This is a genomic window from Pricia sp., assembly GCF_041745955.1.
Lineage (GTDB): Bacteria > Bacteroidota > Bacteroidia > Flavobacteriales > Flavobacteriaceae > Pricia.
This window is the reverse complement of the sequence record NZ_JBGTHY010000325.1, coordinates 1-19,927: the sequence shown is the minus strand read 5'-3', so window position 1 is coordinate 19,927 and position 19,927 is coordinate 1. Positions and strand designations below refer to the sequence as shown.

The following is a 19,927-nucleotide window of genomic DNA, read 5'->3' as shown; positions in this document are numbered from 1 at the left end:
CCTTGCGCTTTATCAAATCGATTAGTAGCATTTTAACAGGAATCATACGGTGTTCATAACGCGGTTAAAAACTATTGTACTGAAAGGATAGCGCACAACATCGAATCCATTATCTTTATAAAAACAGCTATTATGGATCGATGCAACTTAGTACTTGGCATCCGCCCTGAAATTCCTTCTGCCAGGGTTACCCAAAATATGAGCGAGGGCGAACAATTCCAGAACGGAACCTTGAGACCGATCATCAAGTTTCAAAATCCACTTTTTGTTGTCATGTTCAGGAATTATATTGTGAAATACAAGAACGCCTTTCATCAACTTCCGACACAAAAACGCTTCGAGTATATTGAAAACGCCGTTCAAAAAGATATGAAATTCAGGAATTCACTGAAGGGAACCGTCATCGGCCAATTCACTTTGGAAGAATACGAAACCTACATCAAAAATTCCTCGGCCTTGAACAAGCGTATGATGAACATGGTCGTGGAGAGGCTTAAGGACCAGATTCAACTTTTTGAGGAGGTCTCCCTGGTCTGACCCTTCAAGGCCTTTGCCTAAAACCCATATGGTTTTTCATGCAAAGATGGTTTAACCTGCCTGTGGACACAGACCGGGAAGACCCGAAGCCAAATTGAGAATTTTAAGCTGAATTCCCCTTCCGAACTCCACTTAGATCACCGATTCCCCATTCAGGTTTGTGCTGAGAACCTCGCCCATAAAATCGAAATAGGGTCGAATGGCCTTATATGACGTATCGATTTCATCGAGAAAAGTAGGTAATAGCACCTCTGCATCCGTAAAATTCCGCCGGAATATAAATTGCTTCTGTCGTATCAGGTCAATATTTTCATGATCTTTATCGAATCCATTAGGTGCCGTTTTCACCGCATCGCCCTCTAGTTCGCCCCATATTTTTTTGAAGGATTTTTCATTGGAGATTTTCCGCATTTCCGAAGCATCCAATTCAAATTCCTTCCGTATCCGGAACAGATCTTCTTTTTCAGGACCCCAAAATCCTGTGGCGATAAAGGTCTCGCCGGGTTTGATACGTATATAATAACCGCCCCTATTTTGGGTACCTAAACGGTGAAAAGAAGCGGCAAAATGAGCTTTGTACGGTGTTTTATCCTTAGAAAAACGGACATCCCGATACATCCTGAACATCTTCATCTTTTCGATTTGATCATGGACTTTAAGATTATCCATAACCAAGGTATAAAAATCCTTGACGTCGCTTTCATGCCGTTTAAACTCAGTTTTATGCTCGGTAAACCAGTCCCTATCGTTGTTCTTTTTCAGCTGGTCTAAAAAATAAAGGGCCTCTTTCGTAATTGCGGGATGTAACATTCGTCTAAAATCCTGTGATTAATTGATATTTGCGCTAAAGTTAACCAATGAAGAGGGAGCGCATTTAAATTTATGGTTAATTTTGACAAACCAACATAGAAATATGACCCAACAATCGATTATAGAAAAAATAAACCGGCACAAGAAACAGCCTAATTTGAGATATGTGCTCAAGGAAAAGACCGAGGACTTTACCAATACCCTTTTTTATACCTTGTTCGATATCGACACACCCGTAGAAAAGAACTTAAAACTTTTGGAACACCAATTCGACGCACTTGTGGATCTCGCCTGCTGGGACGTGGATAAATCGTGTAAGAAAATTTGGGATTCCTATGTCGAAAAGCTTCCAGAAATTTTGCGCCGTTTGAACCTTGATGCGGAGGCTACGGTCAATTGCGACCCCGCTTCCCTATCCATCGAAGAGGTCTATATGGCCTATCCCGGCTTTTATGCGATTGCCATCTATCGGCTGGCACATGAGCTTTATATGGAAGGGTTTCCTTTGGTACCGCGGTTAATGACCGAATATGCGCATCGGCAAACAGGGGTAGACATCAATCCGGGTGCGCAGATCGGGGATTCCTTTCATATTGATCATGGTACAGGTGTCGTTATCGGGGAAACGGCCATCATCAAAAATCATGTGAAAATCTATCAGGGTGTTACTTTAGGTGGGCTTTACGTAGCCAAACACTTGCAAAAGACGAAGCGCCATCCGACTATTGAAGATAATGTAACCATTTACGCCAGTGCCACGATTTTAGGTGGGGATACGGTTGTAGGTGAAAATTCCGTAATCGGCGGAAACGCCTGGTTGACCGCTTCGGTGCCAAAAAATTCCACGGTTTTCCACACCCCTGAAATCAAAATCAAAACCTTTCCGAATGTCTAGATCCATCCTCGACCTTATCGGTAACACGCCGCTAGTTGAATCCCATATATTGAACACCAATCCCAATGTTTCTTTATTGTTCAAATTGGAAGGCCATAATCCCGGAGGCAGCGTAAAGGATAGGGCTGCCCTGAACATGATCCAAAGCGGATTAGAGCGTGGCGATTTTGACAAAAATTCCAGACTCATCGAAGCGACCAGCGGCAATACAGGTATCGCCTTGGCCATGATCGCCGGTAGCTACGGATTGAAAATTGAACTCGTAATGCCTGAAAACAGTACCAAAGAAAGGGTGCAGACCATGCAGGCCTATGGGGCGAAGGTGACTTTGACTCCAGCTGATGTAGGAATCGAAGGGGCAAGGGACTACGCGGAGGACAAGGTCAACAACCATGGTTTCGTGATGTTCAACCAATTCGCCAACGACGATAATTGGAAGGCTCATTACAAAAGCACTGGACCCGAAATCTGGCGGGACACAGAAGGCAAGGTAACGCATTTTGTATCCTCAATGGGCACTACCGGCACGATAATGGGCACATCGACCTATCTCAAGGAAAAAAATAAGGAGGTTCAGATTGTAGGGGTCCAACCTACCGATGGTTCTAGCATACCCGGCATTCGCAAGTGGCCCCCAGCATATCTACCGCAAATTTTTGACGCTAGTAAAGTCGATCAAATATTGGAAGTCAGTGAGGACGAGGCCATCGCCATGGCAAAACGCTTGGCCAAGGAAGAAGGTATTTTTTCGGGCATGAGTAGCGGTGGGGCTACCGTAGCTGCCTTACGATTGGCCGATACGCTCGAAAGTGGAGTCATCGTTTCCATCATCTGCGATCGCGGGGATCGGTATCTTTCTTCGGATCTTTTTGTTTGAAGAAAATCCTACTTATTCCTGCGAGTCATGTTCCTCCAAAATCAATTGGATTACTTTTCCGTCATCACCCGTAATTACGATCATCTCGTTCAGGTTTTGCTCCGACATGTGCGTATTATCCTTGACATTCAAATATTTGCTTTTCTCCAATGCCTCGAATATCTCGTCATCGTTTACATTCACGAGAAAATCCTTTTTAGCATCCGAGGCATATCTGAATTTGATGGTTTCGTCGTACTCCGCATCCCTATCATTATCAATACTTACCGTTTTGATAATTTGCTTGGGAGTATCGATTCTACGGGCATCGATTTCGTTTTCTACCACCGTATCGAACTCAACATCCTGTCGAATTACGGTATGTATCTTTACCGATTTCTTGACCAATTGGCCTTCTTCGTAGACTTCGTATCTCTTTTCGGTGGTCTCTTGGGAAATTTCCCGTACGGGATTTTGGGCACATAACCATCCCATTGAGAAAAGTAAAACAGCGAAAATCGATAAAGCTATGGATTTCATATAATTTGTTTTATTAGTTTCGAGAACAAAGTAACAGAAAATTAAAATGCAATGTGAATAATTGGGCAAATTATAGGCCGGGCAAAGAGGTGTATCCACATGCTTATATCCAATTTTTTCTTCTAAAATAAACCATCATACCTATAAATAATGCAATCATCACTCCCCACACCACGTAATACCCATATTCATAGTGGAGTTCGGGCATATGGTCGAAATTCATGCCGTAGATACCCGCGATAAAAGTTAGGGGGATAAAAATGGACGCCATGATCGTCAACACTTTCATCACCTCGTTCATTTTATTACTCATGTTGCTCATGTACATTTCCATAAGACTCATCGACATTTCGCGATAGATCTGTATACTTTCGTTGACTTCGATGGCATGGTCGAGTACGTCCCGAAGAAAGATTTTGGTGTCTTTGGCGATCAAAGGATGATCGGTCTCGATCAATCGGCTGACCAATTCCTTAACGGGATTGACCCAGCGTCTGACCCTCAATACCTCCTTTTTCAATTCTTGTATCTTCTGGGCCACCTCGGGACTGGGATCCGCATAAACCTTTTCTTCCAATACCTCTATGCTATCGTTCAGGTATTCGAGTACGGCAAAATAATTGTCCACTATAGCATCCAAAAGCGCAAAGAAGAGATAGTCCGCTCCCCGGGAACGGATGCGGCCGGACTTTTTTCTGACCCTATCACGGACTCCCGTAAAAACATCGTCCTCCAATTCCTGAAACACAAGTACGCAGTTTTCTAAAAGCACCAAGGCGACATGTTCTCCGATCAGTTCACCGTTTTCATTGATATACAGCATTTTGAATACTGCAAAAATATGAGGTTCGTACTCGTCAATCTTAGGGCGTTGGTGGGTGTTTACGACATCTTCCATTACCAACGAGTTCAATCCGAAACGTTTCCCAACCCGTTCTATAAAAGCTTCATCGCTTAGCCCAACGATATCTATCCACGATATCATAGGCGGATCTTTATGGGCCACAATTTCTTCTACGTTGGCCGGCGCGTGTACGTTTAACTCGCTCTGGTTGTACTCCAGAATATTTACAACGCTTTCTAGATTTTCCCTTCGCCCCATGTAGGTGATAGTACCTGGTGCCTTCCCCTTTTTTTTATCGAAGCGCGAAGGCATCTTTGGCAAGATTTTAGCGATTTTCTTTCTTTTGCGCATGGAGTTAGGGTTTCTAAGGGATGAATGGACTTTAGGATGATAAAGTTAAAGGAAATTTACAAGGGTGTTTCTATTTATTTTTTAGATAAGCTTTCCATTGAAAGATCAAACTCCGATCGATTTATGAGCAAACCCGAACCGGGAGCAATATAGGTAAGCAGTACGGTATTATTTTCTTGAAGGGAAACCTCGATATCGGATACTGTAAGTTCTCCCCTTCCCAATTGAATCAGGGCCCCCATCATCATACGCACTTGGTATCGCATAAATCCGACGCCTTCGACATACAGGGCGTAACTTCTCTTCGGAAAAAAATTTGCTTTTAACAAGGTGTTCCTTCTTATTTTACAGGACGTTATGGTGCGTGTTGTCTCGATCTTTCGGCTTTCTTTTACGGTATAGGCCGAGAAATTATGGACACCCTCGAAAAGTCGGGCCGCTTCTTTCATAACAGAGATATCGAGGTCAGCATATATATTGGCTAAAAAAGGGGCGCAGAACGGATGGTTTTTTTTGCCAAAAGAGAACAGGTACACATATTCTTTGGTTTTTACATCCTTGATGATATTGAATTTTCGGGATATCGGATCGATGGACATCACCCGGATATCCGGAGGAAGGTTCTTATTCAAAAAGGCGAGGAAGCTTTCCGTATCCTCCAAGGCAGTATATAAAAAAAGTTCAAAGGTCATATCCAATGCGGAAACCTTGGCATCCGTTCTGCCCGCACCAAGAATTTTGAAAGCTTCGCCCGGTAGGACAAATTTTAAGGTTTTTGATACCATTCCTTCAACGGTGCGCTGTCCGGGCTGTATTTGCCATCCGCTGTAGCGAAATCCTAAATATTGGATACGTATCAAGTACGAGTGATTTGCGTTTTGCACGTTTTTTAATTTTTGTTTAATTTATGAAAGAAATTTCGGTATTTTCCCATCGAATTTTAGGAACCTGACTACAAAATCTGCAGTTTATCGAATTTTTTAAATAAAGGGCAGCCTAATGACGTTTTTAGCTTAGCGAGAACCATCGAATCGATTGAGTACCCAATCCCTGAAAATTGCCGCTATGAATTCCATTTTTAAAATTATGTCCTGGAAACGGACTATTCATTTCTCCGTCGCAGTGTTGGCCCTGCTTATCATTTTTGATTTTTATGGTCTCTACACGAATAATTTTTTCTTTCTAAAGCCCGAGAACTATGTATTTCCGGTGATTACCTTGATACATTTTACCTTTTTATATGTTTTGAAGTTCAAGATTACCGAGAATGAACTGACCGATCCACTCATGCGAAATATTGAATATATGCTCTATGCCGCATTTTTGATCTATGTGTTCAAAACCTCCGAAATCTTGTACACGCTTACTAGTTATGATGAATTCGTAAATTATGTAATGCCCGTTACTTTTCTGCCACTGGGTATTTCAATTTTCGTCTTACACTTGCTTCTTTTGGTGCTAACGATATTAGCCATCCAGTATCGTAAAGAAATGGTCGGCGAGTACAAATTCGATGATATGAACCAGCATATCGATACTTGGGAGTAAAATAGAATCGTAGTGCAGTAAAAAACCCGGCCAAATAGCCGGGCTTTTGCATAAAATTCTCTTTTTCAATTTGATAGGAACTACTTGGAAGTGGCCTCGATACTTACTTTGATGACTTGGGCATTGGCGGGAATATTCGGGATGTCATCGGGATTGATCAAACGTACGTTTTCGTTCGGGTCAGCGTCGCCGGAATCAGCACCGGTCTGCCGGATGACCTGAAACAGTCCTGCTCCGGGATATTCGTCCGCCTCCGTTCCGGCATCGTATAAATACACATATTCCGTTACGTCACCGCTAATGGGTGCGCCATCCTTAAACAAGGGAATACCATCCGGGGCAAAGGAATAGAACCAATCGTTGCTCTGAACGAACATGGTCGCCAGTGAAAGGTAATCGCCATCGGCACCTCCACAGGTAAACTGATAGCTACCGCCCGGTCCTATGGCTCCTGGTTCTGAAGCTCCAACCGCGGTATCGAACGCGCCCGAGAATTTAACGCCCTCTTTCCCCGCTAAGGAAGCGGCCAATAGGGTAGGCACCCCATCTTCGGCCACACCTTCAAGCCCTTCCCCATAATCCGGAATATCGATCATATAAATCGGTTGAACACCTTCCTCATGAATGGCCCAGGCACCGGGAGATAGCGGTACGATCAAACCGGTGGCTGCTTTGGTATCCATGGCCAAGGCCTCGGGAAAACCATCTTCGGCAATGTTCTCCACGCCTTCGGCACTAGCCACAAGTCCGGCGCCCGAAGCTGCCTCGCCTTCTACGAAGAAAGGTGCGGGCATCGTGTGAACGGCATAAACGCCCGGTGAAACGGGGACCGGTGCAGTAGCACCTTCTCCTTTCGCAGGGGTAGCAATGGTCATACCATCGGAAACGTTTTTGATATACACCTTGAACTTGGCGGGACCTATATATTCCAAGGTCACTTTAATAACCTCATCGGTATTGGGCAGTTCGTTGCCAAAAGAGCAACTGTTGTTTGTAATCTCGGTCACCACCCCGTTTTCATCCTCCCCTTGATCTTCGGCATCCGGAGCTTGTTGCGGTTTTTGATTCGGACCGCCGGTAGGCTCATTCACCTCGGTACCAGCGTCCCAGAGAAGCACTTGATCGGTAACGTCCAACGTATCATTACCACAAACAGGGCTCCCGTCCTCATTATAAAGGGCTATTCCCTTTTCATCAGGTGCAAAGAACAGATCGTTCGATTGCACGAACATGGTCACGAACGATAGTCGCGTACCGCCATCGCCGGGAAGTACATGGGGACCGGCATCGATTTCGAATTCATAGGCATCCCCGGGAAACAAAGGCGCGGGATCGGTCCCACCTACAGGAACGGCAAACACCCCACTTTGAAAAATGGGCTTGGGCGTAACCACGTTCTCGATGGTCACGGTAAACTCCGCGTTGGCGGGTTCCACTTCGGAGCTTTCGTTTGAACTTTCCGTCGGCGATTCGTTGGAATCTCCTTGGGCGATCACCTCAACTTCCGGTTCAACAGGAGTGTCGGTTTTGGAACATGCCATAAACGTCAACAGGGTTCCGCCAATAATGGACAAGCGTACTTTGTTCATTTTCATACTATTTTATTGTTTTAAAGATTAAGCCGTAATTTACTTTTTAAAAGTAACAGAGGTATCACAAAAAGATTCTATTCCGTAACATTCGCAAAAAAATGGATACTGTGGCTTAGTATTCTTAACGCTTTACCCGTAAAACAAGGTTATTCTTGCGATTATGATGCATTGATACGGATGATTTGCGTAATTTGTGATAGTTGTGTGATACTTTTTATCTTCATTCGTAGACTCGATTTATGAAAAAAATATTGATTATAGAGGATGATCTCGAAATCATCAAGCTTCTGGAAATTCACCTCACCGACCTCATATATACCACCTCGAAGGCGACCGACGGCGGCGAAGGTCTTGACATGGCCCTGAACAATGACTACGACCTTATATTGTTGGATCTGACGCTGCCCACCATTGACGGTATCGAGATCTGCAAAAAGGTACGGGCCAAAAAGAATACGCCCGTAATCATGTTGACGGCGAGAACTGAGGAGATAGATCGGGTACTGGGCCTGGAAATCGGGGCGGACGACTATATTTCCAAACCCTTTAGTATTCGGGAACTGCTAGCGAGGATCAAAGCCGTAATGCGCCGGACGGACAACAGGAAGGATGAGGAAAAGGATACATCCTCGATTTCGGCAGAAGGCCTTTTTATAGATATCGACAAAAGAAAGGTATTGCTCGACGACCACAAGGTCGAACTATCGCCCAAGGAATTCGAACTGCTCGTGCTCATGGCCTCCAATCCCGGTAGGAACTATTCGCGTACGGAGCTTCTGAACATTATTTGGGGCTATAACTTCGATGGATATGAACATACGGTCAATTCGCATATCAACAGGCTTAGAGCCAAAATAGAATCCGATATGGCCCATCCCAATTATATTCTCACCACTTGGGGCGTCGGCTATAAATTTAACGAAGATATCATTCTATGAGCGGCGCGGAAAAAACCTTGACCCCACGGCTGGTCAAAAAATTATGGATAGCCTTTATTCTGCTGGTGTTGCTCATGGGGGCATCCTATATAATCATTACGGTCTATTTTGCGAACCGTCACAATCAGGCCACGGTGCAGCGTACCAATGCCGATGTCGCACAGCATGTCATCACTGAAAAGTTTAAGGATGCCTCGCCGTTTTTAACCGATGGCAGCGTGAACAAGGCACTCTTCGGAGACCTTATGCACGATATGATGGCCGTAAACCAAGGTATCGAGGTCTATTTGTTGGATGGTACCGGCACTATTCTTTACTCCGTCGTGTTGAACCAAAATCCCAATGAACCCGCAAAAAGCGTTTCGCTAGGGCCCATTCGGTCTTTTATCCAAAACGGCGGAGAGAACTATATTTTGGGGGATGACCCGCGAAATCCCGGGGAAGGGAAAATATTTTCCGCGGCACCTTACAGTGTGGACAATCACGAGGGATATATGTACATCATCCTTGCCGGAAAAAAACTGCAGGCGATCAGCGATAACCTTATGGGTCCCTATTTTGCCAGATTAGGCGTTGGCGCCATAGGACTGACCATGCTTTTTGCCGCCATTATCGGATTGGTCAGTATCTGGTTCCTGACCAAGAACCTACGTTTGATTACCGTTACGGTACGAAGATTCCACGATGGAGACCTCAACGCAAGGATCGGTAATCCGGAAAAATCGGATATTGAGGTTTTCGCAAAATCCTTTAATGAAATGGCGGATAGTATTGTAGGCAATATGGACCAGATGGCTTCCGTCGACCTGCTGAGAAGGGAATTGATAGCTAATGTATCCCACGACCTGAGAACTCCCCTCGCCGTTTTAAAAGGCTACATCGAGACCTTGCAAATGAAACGGGATACCCTATCGGAAACGGAAAAGGACGAATACCTGCAAATTACCCATACCAATGTGGACAAGCTATCGAACCTGATCAACCAGTTGTTCGAATATTCCAAATTAGAGGCGGAACAGGTCACCCCGGTCAAGGAACCTTTTTCGATTACCGAACTGTCGTACGATCTGATCGCCAAGTTCAAATTCTTGGCGGAACAGAAAGAAATCACCTTAGAATTGAACGATCCCAAAGAAAACTGCATGGTTTTCGCCGATGTCAGTCTTGTGGAAAGGGCTTTACAAAACCTTATTGAAAACGCATTAAAATACACCGAACCCAAGGGAAGGGTTATCCTATCACTGGATAAGAAGGGAAGTAATGTAGAAATAAAGATTACGGATACCGGCACGGGAATACCCGTAAACGAACAGCCCTTCATCTTCGACCGCTACAAACAGGCCGAAAAAAGCAACGATAAACAGGGGCATGGTCTTGGCCTCGCCATCGTCAAAAAAATTATGGAACTGCACGATACCACCATTACGGTATTGAGCAAACCTAAAAAAGGAAGTTCTTTTATTTTCAACCTGCCTGCCTACCAACAGGCATGATGGGATCCACTTTTTACAGCCCGCTAATAAAACTCCCGTACAGATCCTTGAACTGATATCCCTCAGAAAAGCGGTTCTTGCTCAATTTCTTATGGGCCACCAATCCCCAGAGCAACAGTTCTTTCAAGAAATAAACGTCCGCTTCCGGGAAATCGGGCTGGTATTGCGCAATCAATAGGTTCAATTGTGGAATACGATCTAACGCCCGTTTGTATTCCTCGTCCGTAAAGTCGTCGAGCAACTCGAAACCTTCTCCCTGAAAAAACCAATGTACCAGTTCATCGTACGGGGTTTCGGCATCCTTCTTCTGGAGTTTTTCGATTTTTGGAAAATATTCCGGGAAGAGAGACTTCACCGCATCATCTATAAGGATGGCGGCAACGGCATCGGCACCTTCCTGTTCGCCTTCATAGACCAATTCGATCTTACCCGTAATGGCCGGAACAACGCCCACAAAGTCGCTCAATCGGACCATAGTTTTTTCGGCCCCGTTCAGCAGCGCCCTACGTTCGGCAGTACTCAACAGGTTTTCAAAAGCGGTAATACTGGTACGGGCACTGACGCCACTTTTCGCATCTACATATTCACTGCTACGGGCCTCGAAACTGATCTGTTCCAAAAGATCTTTGGCGATATCCGGTACATAAACGGCATCGGTTTGGCGTTTGTCCAATTTGGATTCTTGTGCCGTTATTTTACGTGCGGTCGCAATATCATCGGGATAATGCGTCAAAATCTGCGACCCTATCCTATCTTTTAGAGGGGTTACTATGCTTCCGCGATTCGTATAATCCTCCGGGTTGGCGGTGAATACGAATTGAATATCCAAGGGCAAACGCAACTTGAAACCACGGATCTGGATATCGCCTTCCTCCAAAATATTAAATAGGGAAACTTGGATTCGGGCCTGTAGATCGGGCAGCTCGTTGATAACAAAGATACAGCGGTTCGCACGGGGAATCATTCCGAAATGGATTACCCGGTCGTCGGCGTAGGACAATTTGAGGTTGGCCGCTTTTATCGGGTCTACGTCGCCAATTAAATCTGCTACGGTCACATCTGGGGTAGCCAGTTTTTCATAAAAACGTTCTTCCCGGTGCAACCAGGAAATCGGGGTATCGTCCCCTTTTTCCTTGATTAGCTCCCTGGCATATCTGGACATCGGTTTTAAGGGATCATCGTTGATTTCGGAACCATCGACAACGGGAATCCATTTGTCCAACAAATAGACCATCAGCCTTGCCAAGCGGGTTTTTGCTTGTCCGCGAAGTCCGAGTAAATTGATATTGTGGCGTGATAAAATGGCCCGCTCCAATTCTGGAATTACAGAGTCTTCGTAGCCCCAAACACCTTGGAACGTTTCTTCGCCTTTTTTGATTTTTTCCCTCAGGTTGTCCCTGAGTTCGTTTTTGATAGTCTTGGTTTGATAGCCTGCGGCTTTTAATTCACCGAGGGTATTGATTTCTTTGTGATTCAAATTCATATTTTTTAAGTCTCTTCTCTATATTCTATTCTCCCTGCCCGCCGACATGCAGGTTTTTTCACTTCATACCTACTAGCCTGTGGCAGGCTGGTTTCGTAGCTCGTGCCTCATTTCAGCCTTTTCCTCCGGTTAGACTCATAATCCTCAAAGATCATTTCACCCAATCCCTTTAATCCCGTGAAAAATGCCTTGCCTTTATTGGCTTCCGTGAAATGACGGATAAATTGCATCAGATACGGGTCTTGGGCAATCATAAACGTAGTTATAGGAATGTGCAGCTTACGGGCCTGTCGGGCCATGTTGTAGCATTTTTCTATAATGTAATCGTCCAATCCGACGCTGTTTTTATAGTAAGTACCGTCGGGATGCCTTAAACAACTGGGCTTGCCATCGGTAATCATAAAAATTTGTTTGTTGGTGTTGCGCTTTCGGCGGAGCATGTCCATGGCCAATTGTAATCCGGCTACCGTATTGGTATGATAAGGGCCAACCTTGAGATAGGGTAGATCTTTGATGGGAATAGGCCAGGCGTCATTCCCGAAGACCAGAATATCCAACGTATCTTTTGGATAGCGGGTAGTGATCAGTTCGGCAAGGGCCATCGCGACTTTTTTAGCGGGAGTAATCCGATCTTCGCCATAGAGAATCATACTATGGCTAATATCGATCATAAGTACCGTGCTCATCTGGGCCTTATACTGGGTGTCTTCAACCACCAAATCCTCTTCACTGAGGTTAAAATTACCGATACCGTGATTGACTTGCGCATTTTTTAGGCTTTCGGTCATGGAGATATGCTCCAGACCGTCACCATAGCGATATTCCCGTAAATCTCCGGTATGTTCATCGCCTTGGCCCGATTTTCCGGTCTTGTGGTTGCCGGCACCGCTGCGTTTGAGCTTTCCAAAAATCTGATCTAAGGCCCGTTGGCGGATAATACGTTCCATCTTGGCGGTAATGGAAATACTTCCCTTGCCATTACCATCACCATCCTCGCCATCTTCACCATCGCCCATCTGTCCGCCGCCATCCTCGAACTCCTCACGAATGAATCCTTTCGCTTTCAGTTCCTCAATAAAATCATCTATCGTGTATTCGTCATCGGTGAGTTCATACTCCTTGTCCAGCTCGCGCAGCCAATCGATGGCCTCGTCGAAATCGCCCGAGGTATGGGTGATGAGTTCTTGAAAAATATCGAAAAGTTTCTCGAAGGGAGTTTGCTCCGATGCTTCATAGGTAGAAAACCGAAACCCTTGCCTTGTGTTCATAGCCATTATATAAAAATAATACAATTAGCTGTGAACATCCTCTTTTTTAGGAAATGTTAACGGTTGTACCAGTTTGCTTAAACAAAAATGGATAGATGTTGCATCGATCCATTTCATCGGAAATTTCCCTGATTAACTGATAATCGCCAGGGCATCGGTCTTTTTCCACGAACCCCTGGTAAAATCCGGGAATTCTTGTGGGGCGCCGTTCGTGGCAACCGAAGCTTCGCTTAAGGGGCCGACCGCACTCCAAAGACAGCCCTCATATAGGTTCTGATCCAAAGGTTCCCCTTTACGCAAACATTCCACGATACGATAGAGCATCATAAAATCCATTCCGCCATGTCCGCCCATTTTTGTGGCGAGTTCACCAAGACGTTTGTATAACGGATGCTCGTATTTTTCATAGATCTTTTGCAGACCATCGCCTTCGGCCCACTCATGATGGTTTTCAGTGACCCCCTCGATACCACCTTCGAGGGCGACCCGATTGGGGAATCCGGCCAAGGTGCCCTTGGTTCCCTGAATCAGGTTATGCCTTGAATACGGACGCGGACTGGTTTCGTCCCATTTCACCATGATGGTACGGCCCATTTCGGTTTTTATGATAGAGGTATTGATATCCCCGCCTTTAAAATCCAGTTGATTCCACTTATGATCTGCAGGGAAATTCTCCCTTGCATATAGCGCACGCCCTTTGGCCGGGGATGAAAAGGAATTCATGAATTTAAAATTATCATCTCCCCTAGCGATATTCATATATTGGGCAACCGGTCCCAAGCCATGGGTAGGGTACAGATTTCCGTTGCGATGTGCATAATGTGGGGTTCGCCAAGACCCGGTACCGCGTTCGACTTCTTCCATCTGCGACCTTAGTTCATGAATATAGGCTGCTTCACCATGCAGTAGTTCGCCGATCACTCCCTGTCGGCACATGTTAAGATACAATAGCTCTTCACGACCGTAGTTGACGTTCTCCATCATCATGCAGTGTTTCTTGGTCTTTTCCGAGACGTCGACCAACTGCCACATTTCTTCCACGGTAAGGGCCAAGGGCACCTCGACAAAGGCATGGGTTCCCGCGTTCATGGCGCCAACGGCCATTGGCGCATGCAGTTTCCAAGGCGTGGCTATGATTACGGCATCCGGTTTTTGCTCTTCGAGCATGTTTTTCCAATCGTTCTCCCCGTTCGTATACAGTTTGATATTTTGATGTCTTTGCCCTTTACCCTGTTCTTTGCAGGCTTCTACGGACTTTTTAGCCAGGTCTTCGTAGAGATCTGAAATAGCGACTATTTCGGTACCCTCGATAGATGCAATCTGTTTGGCATGCCCGGATCCACGGGCACCGACACCTATAAAGGCAAAACGTACGGTATCTAATTTTGGGGCGGCGAATCCACCCATATATTGTGCACTGGAAGCCCTATTTTGCGAGAATATATTGGCTTTTGAAATGCTTGGCGTCAAAGCGAGTCCCGCTCCTACTAATGAAGTTTTTTTAAGAAAATTTCTTCTGTTTGAATTCATGTGTCCTGTTTTGTTTTATAGAACTCAAGTCGAGTTCATTGGTACTTGAAATGGACTACAAGATAAAAAAGTTTTGTTGAATTTCGTCATAACGCTTAAAAACAGGACAAAGAAAATGCGCCGATGGTCTGGATTCGGAAATCGGAAACGGAGTTCGAGAAGTTCTTTGTAGTCTGGTGGTGAAGTAATTCTAACGACTAAAATCACGAACCGCCCTGACCAGAAATTTTCGGTCAGATACGCTGTTATTGTAATGAAACGAAGTATTGCCGTCACTAAATCGTAAGAGTCGTGCCTGATAGGTGTCGTAGGGGGTGGCACTCCAATACAAATCATCTGAAAATTGACCACTATTGTTGGCGCCTTGGCCAATGTTCCGGTACATTTCACCTAATTCATCCATTGTCGGCAGTCGCCATCCCTCTCCTAATTGCCCATGAATGTTCATGGCGTTTTTCCATGGCATAGGTCCAACGTCTTTAGAATAAGCAACTTTGCCAGTTTTGCTAGATGGGTCAACTATGAAAACAATACCTCCCTCAAAGGCGTCTCCTATCCCAAGATTTGAAAAAGGCACTTCTTGATTCGCCGCATCAGGTTCTGGTTCTGGTTCTGGCGTAACACTAACATCCTCTATCTCAGTTGCTTCATTTTTTGGTACTACCGGCGTTTGTCTTTCAGTACCTTCATTAAACACTGAAAAAATCCATAGTACTGTAATGGCGAGGGCCGCGATCAAGAGTGTGACCAAAACTTTTCTTTTTCGGTCCCTGTTCTTGATAGGTGGTGTTTTTTCAGAACTTTCATTAGTTTCTCTGGTATATTCAAGACGATTCACAGATCCCGAATTCGCTCTGGCATCCGCTTCTTCCTTAAATTTCCTCCATTCTTCGTCCCTTAGTTTAATGGCTGCCGCTGCTTTCTTTACTTTATTTTCTTCTTGCGTTTTTCTTTTAGCCTCAGCTGCCTCCTTACGACTTTGCTCCTCTTGGATTATCCTTTTAACCTCGGCATTGTCCTTTTGTATTTTCTCCTCTTCGGCCCTATTCCTGGCTTGAGCTTCCTCTCTTTCTTTTATCTCTGCTTCTACACTTTTCTTGGCTTCCGGTTCTTCCTCAAGCCATGTCGATTTGTCTCCCCTTTTCTTGGCCTTGGCTTTATCGCTAAGTTCTACCTTTCTTTGGGCTTCTACCCCATCCACAACACTATCCTCTTCATCTTGCTCACCAAAATTCATTTTTATCTGAAATCGGTCGTCGGTATTCGATGCCTTGTTTTCTAGATTTTTATCCGGCTTCCCCGGTCCGGTATTCTTTGATGAATTATTTTCTGGACCCATGGCTACTATTTCATTTTCTTTCCCTTCTAAATTAGAAAATAATATGGGAAAGTGAACAAAGTAACCAAATAATTCCCACTCCCAAATACCCGTTCATCGATATATTGTTTATGAACAAGCGCTCCACGGGGTTTTAATATATTTTCAATGTAAACACCATAGTGATGTTCCAAAATTTTGTATTTTTCACATTTAGAGTGATCCGTTCGTCTCCCCCCATTTGATTATTGCTGTTCCCCAATTAAAAATAAACAGCGTGTCTACAAATAAACCGCCTAGAATTGAAATCATAGATGCAATGCGCGGTATCGCTTTGGCAGGTATCGTCATCTGCCATATGGTAGAAAATTTCATCGGCGCCCCTGCGCCCGAAGCTTTCAACACAGCGGTGAACCCCGGTGCGATCGATACTGTTCTCGACGGACTCATATTCTTTTTTCTCAGGGGTAAATTTATTGCCTTGTTCTCCTTTCTTTTTGGACTCAGTTTTTTTATTCAAATGGATAATGGTGTCAAAAAGGGAATCAATTTCGGGCCCAGATTTTTATGGCGGTTGTTCGTTCTACTGCTCATCGGTTACGCCCATAGCCTTTTTTATCGGGGGGATATTTTAACGATTTATGCATTTTTAGGTGTCCTGTTGATTCCTTTTTATAGGATGGATACCAAATGGGTGATAGGATTCGCCGTTGTGCTGTTCCTTGGTTTGGGTAGAATCATTGTATTCTCGATTACCAAAGGGGACAGTATTTGGGGAGGGCCGATCGATATCTCGCCGAATGCCTCTTGGATATCGGATTATTACGGGACACTAAAAAACGGGACCTTACTTGATGTTTTCAAGGCCAATGCCGTTGACGGCCATCGCCATAAATGGGATTTTCAGTTCGGTTTCTTCGGAAGGGGCTATTTTACCTTCGCCTTCTTTCTAATAGGCCTGTATGCCGGCCGCTCCGATTTTTTCAAAAATTTCAGGGAAGAAAAAGCCTTTACCAAACGTTTGCTTATTTGGTCAAGCATCGTTTTGGTAGTAGCCCTTATACTAAGTGCGGCCGCATTCGCCAGTCTGGGCGAAAATATAGCTTTGGACAACTGGACCGCCATGGCCGGTTTGACGGCCGTGGATATCGCTAATACGGCGATGACCTTTATGTGGATCGCGGTCGTCGTCATTCTTTACAGAAAAGCACGACCTGAGAAATGGCTCGCCAATTTCGCCCCCTATGGTAGAATGGCCCTTACAAATTATGTCCTGCAGAGTATAATCGGTACGGCACTACTATACGGCTGGGGCATCGGACTTATTGGGGAACTGCGGCATCTCTACACCTTCGGATTGGCACTTTTACTTATCGCGGTTCAGGTATGGTTCAGTAAATTTTGGCTGGTGCATTTTAAGTACGGACCGCTTGAGTGGCTATGGCGCAGCCTTACCTTTTTCAAAATATTCTCGATGCGGAAGAATCGATGAACTTAAAATGGACGAAATATCAAGGGTACGCCACGCATCTATTTTTCCCGGAATTTTAATTCCGCCTCAATATCCTTCAAGGTAAAGCCCTTGGCCTGAAGTAAAATCAAATAGTGAAAAAATAAGTCCGCACTCTCGTATAAAAAGAGCCGGTCATTATCGTCTTTTGCTTCGATAATGGTTTCTATCGCCTCTTCCCCTACTTTTTGTGCGATTTTGTTGATGCCTTTTTCAAACAGCGATGCTACATACGATTTGCTGCTGTCGGATGATGTGCGGCGCTGTTGGATGACATTTTCCAATTGCGATAGAAATCCGAAATTCGAGGTGTTCTCTCCGTTCCAGCAGGTATCGCTTCCGGTATGGCAGGTCGGACCTTCGGGATTTACGGATATCAACAAGGTATCATTATCGCAATCGTTCTTGATATCTATCAAGTTTAAAAAATTACCGCTCTCCTCCCCTTTGGTCCATAAACGCTGTTTGGACCGGCTGAAAAAAGTGACTTTTTTAGTTTCTTGGGTTTTTTTCAAAGCGGCCTCGTTCATATAACCTAGCATTAAGACGTTTTTGGTTGTGGCGTCTTGGATGATTGCCGGTATTAGGCCGTCTGGGTTTTTGTTGAAATCCATTTTCATAGTGGTAATTTTTTTCTTAATCCGATAGCAATCGAGAAACTTAAGTGTTCCCAAGCCCTCTACTGCGCTTGGGATGACATCTTCTGGACTGCGCTCGGGATGATATTTCTCGACTAAGCAAGGGGTGACGTTTTTTCGACTACCCCCGGGATGACCTTCTCTCGACTGCATTCGGAATGACAATTTTATAGTCTGACGGGAATTCCGTTTTTCTGTAAATTTTCTTTTAAATCCTTAATCCCGATTTCCTTAAAATGGAATACACTGGCCGCCAATGCGGCGTCCGATTTTCCTATGGTAAAGGTATCCGCGAAATGTTGCATGTTTCCGGCTCCTCCTGAAGCTATTATTGGGATGTTCAATTCCGTTGATAAACGGGCCAAGGCTTCATTGGCAAATCCGTCTTTGGTACCGTCATGGTCCATGGAGGTAAAGAGGATTTCCCCGGCACCGCGTTCCTCGACTTCCTTGGCCCATTCGAAGAGCTTGCGTTCGGTCGGGACTTTCCCGCCCACAAGATGTACGATCCATTCCCCATCAATTTGCTTGGCATCGATAGCGACCACGATACACTGCGAGCCGAATTTCGCCACCAGATCATTGATCAATTGCGGATTCTTGACTGCCGAGGAATTGATGGAAACCTTGTCCGCTCCATTTTGCAAGAGTATGTCTACATCTTCCACAGATGAAATGCCACCGCCGACCGTAAAGGGAATATTGACCTTTTCGGCAACGTGATAGACTAGTTCCGCTAATGTTTTCCGTTTTTGTTCCGTAGCGGAAATATCAAGAAATACCAGTTCATCGGCACCTTCCCTACTGTAGATTTCCGCAAGTTCGACCGGATCCCCGGCATCGCGCAAATCTACGAAGTTAACGCCCTTTACGGTGCGGCCGTCTTTGATATCTAGGCAGGGGATGATTCTTTTTGCTAGCATTTTTTTGGTATTTAGCACCTAGTAATGAGAATATTGTGTTTCGGTCTGTAAGGTTCGAGTACTTTGTAACTTAGCTAATACGATGTACTATATAACTTTCCAATTGTTTCAAGCTGATGCGGTTCTCGTAAATCGCTTTGCCAATTATTGTTCCTTCGCAACCTATTTCTGCCAATTTAGGAAGTTCGTCAAAAGTAGATATTCCACCGGATGCTATTAATTTTAGTTCCGGGGTCATCTCGAGCCCACTCGAGAGGCCATCGGTTCTCGACTGCGCCTGTGCCGAGCGTAGTCGAGGTGCTCGAACTGACATTTCGAGTATTTTTCGATACAAATCGAACGAAGGCCCTTCCAACATACCATCCTTGGCAATATCGGTGCAGATTACATAGTGAATCCCTTTTTCTTGATAGGATGTTATAAATGGAATCAATTCTTCGGTCGATTCCTCCTGCCATCCCGAAACCGCCACCTTTTCATCCTTGGCATCGGCGCCTAGTATTATTTTTTCGGGGCCATACTTTTCGATCCATCCAACGAAAGTATCCCTATCCTTAACGGCTATACTTCCACCGGTAATTTGCATAGCCCCGCTTTCAAAGGCGATGCGCAAATCGTCATCGGTTTTTAGTCCGCCGCCAAAGTCGATTTTTAAGGTGGTCTTCGATGCAATTTGTTCCAAGACTTTGTGGTTGACAATGTGTTTGGACTTTGCGCCGTCTAGATCGACCAGATGCAAGTATTCGATGCCATGCGCTTCAAACTGCTTGGCGACCTCCAAAGGATTTTCGTTGTAGATTTTTTTAGTGCCGTAGTCGCCCTTTACAAGCCGTACACACTTTCCGTCTATGAT

The 19,927-nt window shown here is 44.9% G+C and carries 19 protein-coding genes; 7 read left to right on the top strand and 12 right to left on the bottom strand.

Annotated features, from left to right (window positions below):
* Window positions 1-132: 132 nt before the first annotated feature.
* Window positions 133-537, top strand: a complete 405-nt coding sequence (locus ACEW8S_RS11875; RefSeq protein WP_373518364.1) for a glyoxalase — start codon at window positions 133-135, stop codon at window positions 535-537.
* Window positions 538-669: 132 nt separating this feature from the next.
* Here the strand turns inward: ACEW8S_RS11875 and ACEW8S_RS11870 are convergent, their stop codons facing one another.
* Complete coding sequence (locus tag ACEW8S_RS11870) at window positions 670-1,347, bottom strand: DUF2461 domain-containing protein (protein ID WP_373518363.1); 678 nt, start codon at window positions 1,345-1,347, stop codon at window positions 670-672.
* Between the two features lie 103 nt (window positions 1,348-1,450).
* Here ACEW8S_RS11870 and epsC point away from each other — a divergent pair, with 103 nt between their 5' ends.
* Entirely contained in the window at window positions 1,451-2,242 is a 792-nt protein-coding gene (gene epsC / locus ACEW8S_RS11865) for a serine O-acetyltransferase EpsC (protein ID WP_373518362.1), read from the top strand.
* On the top strand, window positions 2,235-3,119 hold the full coding sequence (gene cysM / locus ACEW8S_RS11860) for a cysteine synthase CysM (protein WP_373518361.1): 885 nt from the start codon (window positions 2,235-2,237) through the stop codon (window positions 3,117-3,119). Before epsC ends, cysM begins: the two co-directional genes overlap by 8 nt.
* Before the next feature lie 12 nt (window positions 3,120-3,131).
* On the opposite strand, the gene ACEW8S_RS11855 is transcribed toward cysM, so the two are convergent.
* The 3 genes from ACEW8S_RS11855 to truA form a co-directional block, all read right to left on the bottom strand.
* Window positions 3,132-3,638, bottom strand: a complete 507-nt coding sequence (locus ACEW8S_RS11855) for a hypothetical protein (protein WP_373518360.1) — start codon at window positions 3,636-3,638, stop codon at window positions 3,132-3,134.
* A gap of 103 nt (window positions 3,639-3,741) precedes the next feature.
* Complete coding sequence (corA, locus tag ACEW8S_RS11850; RefSeq protein WP_373518359.1) at window positions 3,742-4,833, bottom strand: magnesium/cobalt transporter CorA; 1,092 nt, start codon at window positions 4,831-4,833, stop codon at window positions 3,742-3,744.
* A 74-nt stretch (window positions 4,834-4,907) separates the two neighbouring features.
* Window positions 4,908-5,717: a tRNA pseudouridine(38-40) synthase TruA gene (gene truA, locus ACEW8S_RS11845; protein ID WP_373518358.1), complete on the bottom strand. Its 810-nt coding sequence runs from the start codon at window positions 5,715-5,717 to the stop codon at window positions 4,908-4,910.
* A 181-nt stretch (window positions 5,718-5,898) separates the two neighbouring features.
* On the opposite strand from truA, the gene ACEW8S_RS11840 reads away from it, so the two are divergent.
* Window positions 5,899-6,381 (top strand): hypothetical protein, encoded by a 483-nt coding sequence (locus ACEW8S_RS11840; RefSeq protein ID WP_373518357.1) that lies wholly within the window; start codon window positions 5,899-5,901, stop codon window positions 6,379-6,381.
* A gap of 80 nt (window positions 6,382-6,461) precedes the next feature.
* Here the strand turns inward: ACEW8S_RS11840 and ACEW8S_RS11835 are convergent, their stop codons facing one another.
* Window positions 6,462-7,970, bottom strand: coding sequence for a spondin domain-containing protein (locus ACEW8S_RS11835; protein WP_373518356.1), 1,509 nt, complete (start codon window positions 7,968-7,970; stop codon window positions 6,462-6,464).
* A gap of 242 nt (window positions 7,971-8,212) precedes the next feature.
* Here ACEW8S_RS11835 and ACEW8S_RS11830 point away from each other — a divergent pair, with 242 nt between their 5' ends.
* The gene (locus ACEW8S_RS11830) at window positions 8,213-8,911 is read left to right on the top strand and encodes a response regulator transcription factor (RefSeq protein ID WP_373518355.1); all 699 of its coding nucleotides are present in this window, start codon (window positions 8,213-8,215) and stop codon (window positions 8,909-8,911) included.
* Complete coding sequence (locus ACEW8S_RS11825; protein WP_373518354.1) at window positions 8,908-10,404, top strand: ATP-binding protein; 1,497 nt, start codon at window positions 8,908-8,910, stop codon at window positions 10,402-10,404. Before ACEW8S_RS11830 ends, ACEW8S_RS11825 begins: the two co-directional genes overlap by 4 nt.
* 13 nt (window positions 10,405-10,417) lie before the next feature.
* On the opposite strand, the gene ACEW8S_RS11820 is transcribed toward ACEW8S_RS11825, so the two are convergent.
* The 4 genes from ACEW8S_RS11820 to ACEW8S_RS11805 all read right to left on the bottom strand — a co-directional run bounded on the left by ACEW8S_RS11820 (window position 10,418) and on the right by ACEW8S_RS11805 (window position 16,024).
* Entirely contained in the window at window positions 10,418-11,887 is a 1,470-nt protein-coding gene (locus tag ACEW8S_RS11820; protein ID WP_373518353.1) for an AAA family ATPase, read from the bottom strand.
* A gap of 107 nt (window positions 11,888-11,994) precedes the next feature.
* Complete coding sequence (locus ACEW8S_RS11815) at window positions 11,995-13,161, bottom strand: VWA domain-containing protein (RefSeq protein ID WP_373518352.1); 1,167 nt, start codon at window positions 13,159-13,161, stop codon at window positions 11,995-11,997.
* A 126-nt stretch (window positions 13,162-13,287) separates the two neighbouring features.
* Complete coding sequence (locus ACEW8S_RS11810; protein ID WP_373518351.1) at window positions 13,288-14,685, bottom strand: Gfo/Idh/MocA family protein; 1,398 nt, start codon at window positions 14,683-14,685, stop codon at window positions 13,288-13,290.
* 190 nt (window positions 14,686-14,875) lie between these two features.
* Window positions 14,876-16,024, bottom strand: coding sequence for a hypothetical protein (locus ACEW8S_RS11805; protein ID WP_373518350.1), 1,149 nt, complete (start codon window positions 16,022-16,024; stop codon window positions 14,876-14,878).
* 256 nt (window positions 16,025-16,280) lie between these two features.
* Here ACEW8S_RS11805 and ACEW8S_RS11800 point away from each other — a divergent pair, with 256 nt between their 5' ends.
* Window positions 16,281-17,495, top strand: coding sequence for a DUF418 domain-containing protein (locus tag ACEW8S_RS11800; protein ID WP_373518349.1), 1,215 nt, complete (start codon window positions 16,281-16,283; stop codon window positions 17,493-17,495).
* A 38-nt stretch (window positions 17,496-17,533) separates the two neighbouring features.
* Here the strand turns inward: ACEW8S_RS11800 and hisIE are convergent, their stop codons facing one another.
* The 3 genes from hisIE to ACEW8S_RS11785 all read right to left on the bottom strand — a co-directional run.
* Window positions 17,534-18,304: a bifunctional phosphoribosyl-AMP cyclohydrolase/phosphoribosyl-ATP diphosphatase HisIE gene (gene hisIE, locus ACEW8S_RS11795; protein WP_373518348.1), complete on the bottom strand. Its 771-nt coding sequence runs from the start codon at window positions 18,302-18,304 to the stop codon at window positions 17,534-17,536.
* A gap of 14 nt (window positions 18,305-18,318) precedes the next feature.
* The gene (gene hisF / locus ACEW8S_RS11790; protein WP_373518347.1) at window positions 18,319-19,074 is read right to left on the bottom strand and encodes an imidazole glycerol phosphate synthase subunit HisF; all 756 of its coding nucleotides are present in this window, start codon (window positions 19,072-19,074) and stop codon (window positions 18,319-18,321) included.
* Between the two features lie 70 nt (window positions 19,075-19,144).
* Window positions 19,145-19,927 (bottom strand): HisA/HisF-related TIM barrel protein (locus ACEW8S_RS11785; RefSeq protein WP_373518346.1); only part of this gene is annotated, 783 nt, incomplete at its 5' end.